This window comes from Nocardia sp. NPDC004722 (assembly GCF_053601505.1).
Map to the genome: position 1 here is coordinate 1 of NZ_JBSGBY010000585.1, position 5279 is coordinate 5279.

5 protein-coding genes are annotated in these 5279 nt (G+C 68.1%); 2 read left to right on the plus strand and 3 right to left on the minus strand.

Going from position 1 to position 5279, the window contains the following annotated elements:
* Both ACWELQ_RS37230 and ACWELQ_RS37235 read left to right on the plus strand, forming a co-directional pair.
* Positions 1-434: 2,3-bisphosphoglycerate-dependent phosphoglycerate mutase (locus ACWELQ_RS37230; RefSeq protein WP_452401713.1), on the plus strand; the 434-nt coding region annotated here is incomplete at its 5' end.
* A 264-nt stretch (positions 435-698) separates the two neighbouring features.
* Positions 699-2747, plus strand: coding sequence for a CocE/NonD family hydrolase (locus ACWELQ_RS37235; RefSeq protein ID WP_452401714.1), 2049 nt, complete (start codon positions 699-701; stop codon positions 2745-2747).
* A gap of 78 nt (positions 2748-2825) precedes the next feature.
* On the opposite strand, the gene ACWELQ_RS37240 is transcribed toward ACWELQ_RS37235, so the two are convergent.
* The 3 genes from ACWELQ_RS37240 to ACWELQ_RS37250 form a co-directional block, all read right to left on the minus strand.
* On the minus strand, positions 2826-3863 hold the full coding sequence (locus tag ACWELQ_RS37240; protein ID WP_452401715.1) for a medium chain dehydrogenase/reductase family protein: 1038 nt from the start codon (positions 3861-3863) through the stop codon (positions 2826-2828).
* An 80-nt stretch (positions 3864-3943) separates the two neighbouring features.
* Positions 3944-4507 carry a TetR/AcrR family transcriptional regulator gene (locus ACWELQ_RS37245; protein WP_452401716.1) on the minus strand — a complete coding sequence of 188 codons (564 nt, stop codon included), beginning with the start codon at positions 4505-4507 and terminating at the stop codon, positions 3944-3946.
* 16 nt (positions 4508-4523) lie between these two features.
* Positions 4524-5195 (minus strand): NADPH-dependent F420 reductase, encoded by a 672-nt coding sequence (locus tag ACWELQ_RS37250; RefSeq protein ID WP_452401717.1) that lies wholly within the window; start codon positions 5193-5195, stop codon positions 4524-4526.
* Between the last annotated feature and the right edge of the window lie 84 nt (positions 5196-5279).

The following is a 5279-nucleotide window of genomic DNA, read 5'->3' on the forward strand; positions in this document are numbered from 1 at the left end:
CCAAGGAGCAGTACGGCAACGACCAGTTCATGCTGTGGCGTCGCAGCTACGACACCCCGCCGCCGCCGATCGCCGCGGACAGCGAGTACTCGCAGGACGGCGACCCGCGCTACGCGGGCATCGAGGTACCGGCGACCGAATGCCTCAAGGACGTCGTCGCCCGCATGGTCCCGTACTGGGAGGACACCATCGCCACCGATGTGCGCGCCGGTAAGACCGTTCTCGTTGCCGCGCACGGCAATTCGCTGCGCGCGCTGGTGAAGCACCTGGAGAACATCTCCGACGAGGACATCGCCGAGCTGAACATCCCCACCGGCATCCCGCTGAAGTACGAGCTGGACGAGAACCTGCGCCCGCTGGGCCCGGGCGTCTACCTCGACCCGGAGGCCGCCGCGGCCGGTGCCGCCGCCGTCGCCAATCAGGGCGGGAAATAACAACTCTCGCGGATCTCAGGGCTTCGCCCTGAAACCCTCGAATTGATGCCCTGCCCAATGAGATTGGGCAGGGCATTATTTTCTGCGCATTCCATTGTGATATGCATCTCACTACGTGACCGTAGGGTATTTCGAACTGCCGCAGTCGAATTTGCCGAGACGTTGCCCGTTTAAATAGGTAACTGTTACCTAGGGTTTGCAACTTACTTTCGAGTAGATATGCTGCTGAACGTTCGACCATTTGCGAGAGGTAGATCACGTTCGATGAGGCACGCGCTACAGGCCACGGTGTTAGCCACCGCGGCCGCTCTGCTCCTTCCGATGACCGGCATCACCGCCGATGCCGACACCCCGACCGGGCCCGACGGCGGTGCCGCCGGCGCCGCGTGGACCGCCACCGAGGATGGGGCACAGCAGTATCCGAACGTCTCCATCGACTGGGACGTCCCGATCACCATGAGTGACGGCACCGTCCTCAAGGCGAACGTCTACCACCCGGCCGACGCCGCGGGCCGTCGCATCGACACCCCGACGCCGACCATCGTCAACCTGACGCCCTACACCAAGCTGGTGTCGAACGTCGCCGACAGCGCCTTCTCCATCCCGGGCCTGTCCGACGCGCTGCTCAACGTCTTCCGCAATATCCGCCTCGACGGCACCCCGCTCACCGGCTTCGGTGAACTGCTCAACGCGGCGGGCAACGGCGAACTCCGCAACTTCTCCGTCGACCGCCAGCTCATCAAGTCCGGGTACACGCAGGTCGTCGTGGACGTGCGCGGCACCGGCTTCTCGCAGGGCGAATGGGACATGCTGCGCGGCCGCGAGCAGCAGGACACCGTCGAGGTCATCGACTGGGCGTCCAAGCAGGGCTTCAGCAACGGCCGCATCGGCATGAACGGCCTGTCCTACTCGGCCATCAACCAGGTGCAGGCCGCCGAGAAGCAGCCGCCCGCCCTCAAGGCCATCTTCCCGATCGTGCCCGGCAGCGACCTCATCGACGACGTGCTCGCGCCCGGCGGCGGCTTCGGCTTCAACTTCATCCCGCTGTGGCTCGGCGCCATCAACGGCCTCAAGTGGGTGCCGGACCTGGCCTCGATCGCCGCGGGCACCTTCGATTTCAAGTGGCTGCAGGATCGCGCCAACGATCCCTTCGGCTACCTCGACGTGCTCATGTCGGCGTACACCAGCACCAACATGGACAGCCTCGACCCGCGTGTGAAGGACATGCTCAACGGCCTCACCCAGGAACGCGGTGAATGGCTGGGCGATCCGAGCAAGATCCAGGTCCCGACCTTCGTGACCGGCGGCTGGCACGACCTGTTCACCTACTCGGAATCCAAGATCTACAACCAGATTCCGCTGCCGCCCGGGCAGAAGCAGCTGCTCATGGGCAACACCTACCATGTCACCTCCGGCGCGGACGTGAACCGCGTGGGCGCTCCGCCGCGCCTGGACGTGCTGCAGCGCGCCTGGTTCGACAAGTGGCTCAAGGGCATCGACAACGGCATCGACCAGTACGGCCCCGTGACCCTCAAGACGCAGGGCGGCGGCTGGAACACCCAGGGCGGATTCGGGCCCACCGCACCGGCTTCCGAGGCCGCGGACTACCGCCGCATGTACCTGTCCGCGCAGCGCTCCGGCACCGCGGGCAGCGTCTACGACGGCTCGCTCACCGGCGACGCCAACGGCGACACCGATCGGCTCACCATCGCGCCCGGCCTGTCCACGGTCTGCTCCAATGACGCCGCCCAGGCCACCGCGGGCATCCTGAACCTGGTCGACGCCTGCGCCAAGGACTCCCGCATCGCCGAGACCAACGCGCTCACCTTCACCAGCGCGCCGGTCGCCGACGCCACCACCATCTCGGGCCCGATCGCGGTGCGGCTCAACACCGTTCAGGACGCCGTCGACGGCTACTGGACCGTCACCGTCAACGATGTCGCCCCCGACGGCACCTCCACCGTGCTCAGCTCCGGCTCGCTGATGGCCTCGCTGCGTCAGGTCGACGAGGACCGCAGCACCCGCTCGGCCAACGGCGACTACACCGACCCGCGCGCCTTCACCTCGCTGGACAAGCGTCAGGAGACCGTGCCCGGTGAGGCCACCACCCTGGACATCGCCCTCGGTGGCACCCAGGCCGTCCTGCAGCCGGGACACCGTCTGCGCGTGGACGTTTTCGCGGGCAACTTCCCCAAGGGCCTGCCCATCCTGCCGATGCTCATCGACACCGGCCTGAAGCCCGAACACCTGCAGCTCGATCCGGATCGACCGAGCTTCGTGAACATCCCGGTCCGCGGTAACACCGGCTGGTGAATCCGTCCCTCCGGGATTGAAGCCCCGGGTGTGCACAACGGCGTGCACACCCGGGGTTTTGTTTTGGGCCAAGGCTTTTCATGCCTCGGAGTCGCCGACCAGGACGACTTTGCCGGTGACCGTGCCAGATTCGGCGAGGGTCAGCGCACGGGCGGCCTCCCGCAACGGGATTCGGGCCGCGATCTGCGGGTGCAGCGCGCCACGCTCGGCCAGCTCGAGCACCGCGCCCAGATCCTCGGCGATCCGCGAACGGAACCGGCTCAGCCGACGGCGTCCGGCCCAGATGTTGTAGAACGACGCATTCCGCTTGTTGGGCAGCGCATTCCACCACAGCAGCCGGGCGAACAGCTTCAGCACCGGCAGCCGGGAATCGCCCTCCTCGTTCTTGGTGGCCGCGGTGCCGTAGGAGACCAGGGTGCCGCCGGGCGCGAGCAGCCCGAACGAGTCCACGATGCCCGGACCGCCCACATGATCGAAGACCGCGTCCACTCCGCCCGGCGCGAGCGCCCGCACCTGGGCCACGACATCCCCGCGATAGTCGACCGGCTCCGCGCCGAGCGCCGCCACCGCGTCCGCATTGCGCGCAGACGCCGTCCCGATCACCCGTATCCCGGCCGCCCGCGCCAGCTGCACCAGCGTCGAGCCGACGCCGCCGTTCGCGCCGTGCACCAGAATGGTCTGCCCGGCACGGACTTTCGCGCTCCGGTGCAGCATCTGCCAGGCGGTGATGCCATTGACGACGAAGGTCTCGGCCGCGTCCGCCGCCAGCCCGTCCGGCACCGGCACCAGATCGCCCGCCTGCACGGTGAGGTGACTGCTCCAGCCGCCGATCTTGGTCAGCGCCGCGACCCGGCGGCCGATCAGCGCCGGATCCACCCCGGCCCCGACGGCGATCACCGTGCCGACCACGTCGTAGCCGGGCACGAACGGGAACGCGGGCTGGTCGTAGTACTTCCCGCGCCGCATCTGCTGTTCGGCGAAGGACACACCCGTCGCCTCCATGCGGACGAGCGCCTCCCCGGCTGCGGGCGGCGGCAGTTCGCGATCGACGACGGCAAGGCCCTCCGGCTCGACGCGGCCCGGCAGAACGACCTCGGTGGCGGTGATGTTCGACATCGGACTTTCCCTTCTGGATGAGTGACTGGTCAATCACTCGACGGTCGAAAGAAAGCGCCCTCGTCGGAGGGCGCGGAAGATCAGTTGAAGTGACGGATTCCGGCGGTCAGGGTGGCGGCCCACGGGCCCTCGCTCGCATCCAGCCCGAGGGTGGTGATCAGATGGCACAACTGGCCGTAGGCCATGAAGTGCTGCACCTGTTCACCGCTTCCCTTGGAACGGGACTCGGCGAACTCGGTGACCCGCCGCAGGCCGCGGCGCACGGCCTCGGCGATATCGGGCACGTCGGCCGCCGAGAGGGCGTGCACCTGCAGCATGAGCAGGGACTTGTCCGCGATCAACTCGGCGTAGGCCCCGCCCATTTCGTGCAGCACCTGCTCCGGATCGCCGCCCGGCACCCGGGCGGCCCCGGCGGACAACGCCCCCTCGACCCGCTCGAAACACCGGTCCAGCGCGGCGACGAACAACTCCACCTTGCTGGGGAACAGCTTGAACACGTACGCGGGCGAGATCCCGGCCGTCACGGCGACGGTATTGATCGGGGTTCCGTGGAAGCCGGTCTTGGCGAACTCGGTGATGGCCGCGTCCAGCACGGCTTCGCGCCGAACGTCCGAGGTGGAGAGTGCGATGCCGCGTCGGTTCATGTGAGTGACTGTACACTCACTCTTCGTTGACCGGCAACCCCTCCTCGTCATCGGGCACCGCGAAAGCGGACTCCAACGGCGGGAACAGGGCTCGCGCGTCCTGTCCCGAGAACCAGAGGCCGACAACGAAAGCCGAGGTGGCCTCGAGGTACCGGGCGCGGCTCAGCCCGCCCGCATGAATGGCGTGCAGCTTCAGATCCCCCGCCAGCGCGGTCACCGTCGCGACCGCGTCCGCGTCATCGCCGCACAGCGGAACCGTCAACGGCCTGCCCTCGAACTCGCGATGCGGGCCCGCCCACACCTCGGCCGCGAGCAGATTGAACGCCTTCACCACTCGCGCCCCGGGCGTGGTCGCCGCGATCCGTTCGGCGACAGCGGGTTCCGAGAGGCCGAAACCACCGGTGTCCGGCGCGAAGGCATTGGTGCAGTCGATCAAGGTGCGGCCGGTGAAGTCGCCCGCCCGCAGTACCGGCGTGATCGCTTCGACCGGCACGGCCAGCACTGTCACCTCCCCGAATCCGGCCGCTTCCTCGATGCTCGCGGCGCGCGCACCGTGCCCGATGGCCGTCGCCGCCTCCCGTGCGCGGGCCGGTGTGCGTGCCCCGACCGCGATGTCGTGCCCGGCCGCGGCCCAGCCGCCGCCCAGTGCCCGGGCCATCGATCCGGCTCCGATGATTCCGATACGCATGTGAACTCCTAGGTCTCGCTGGTGGATTCGACGCTAGGAAGCCCGATACGCACCTGCGGGTGCTCATCGCCGGTGGCAGGCTGT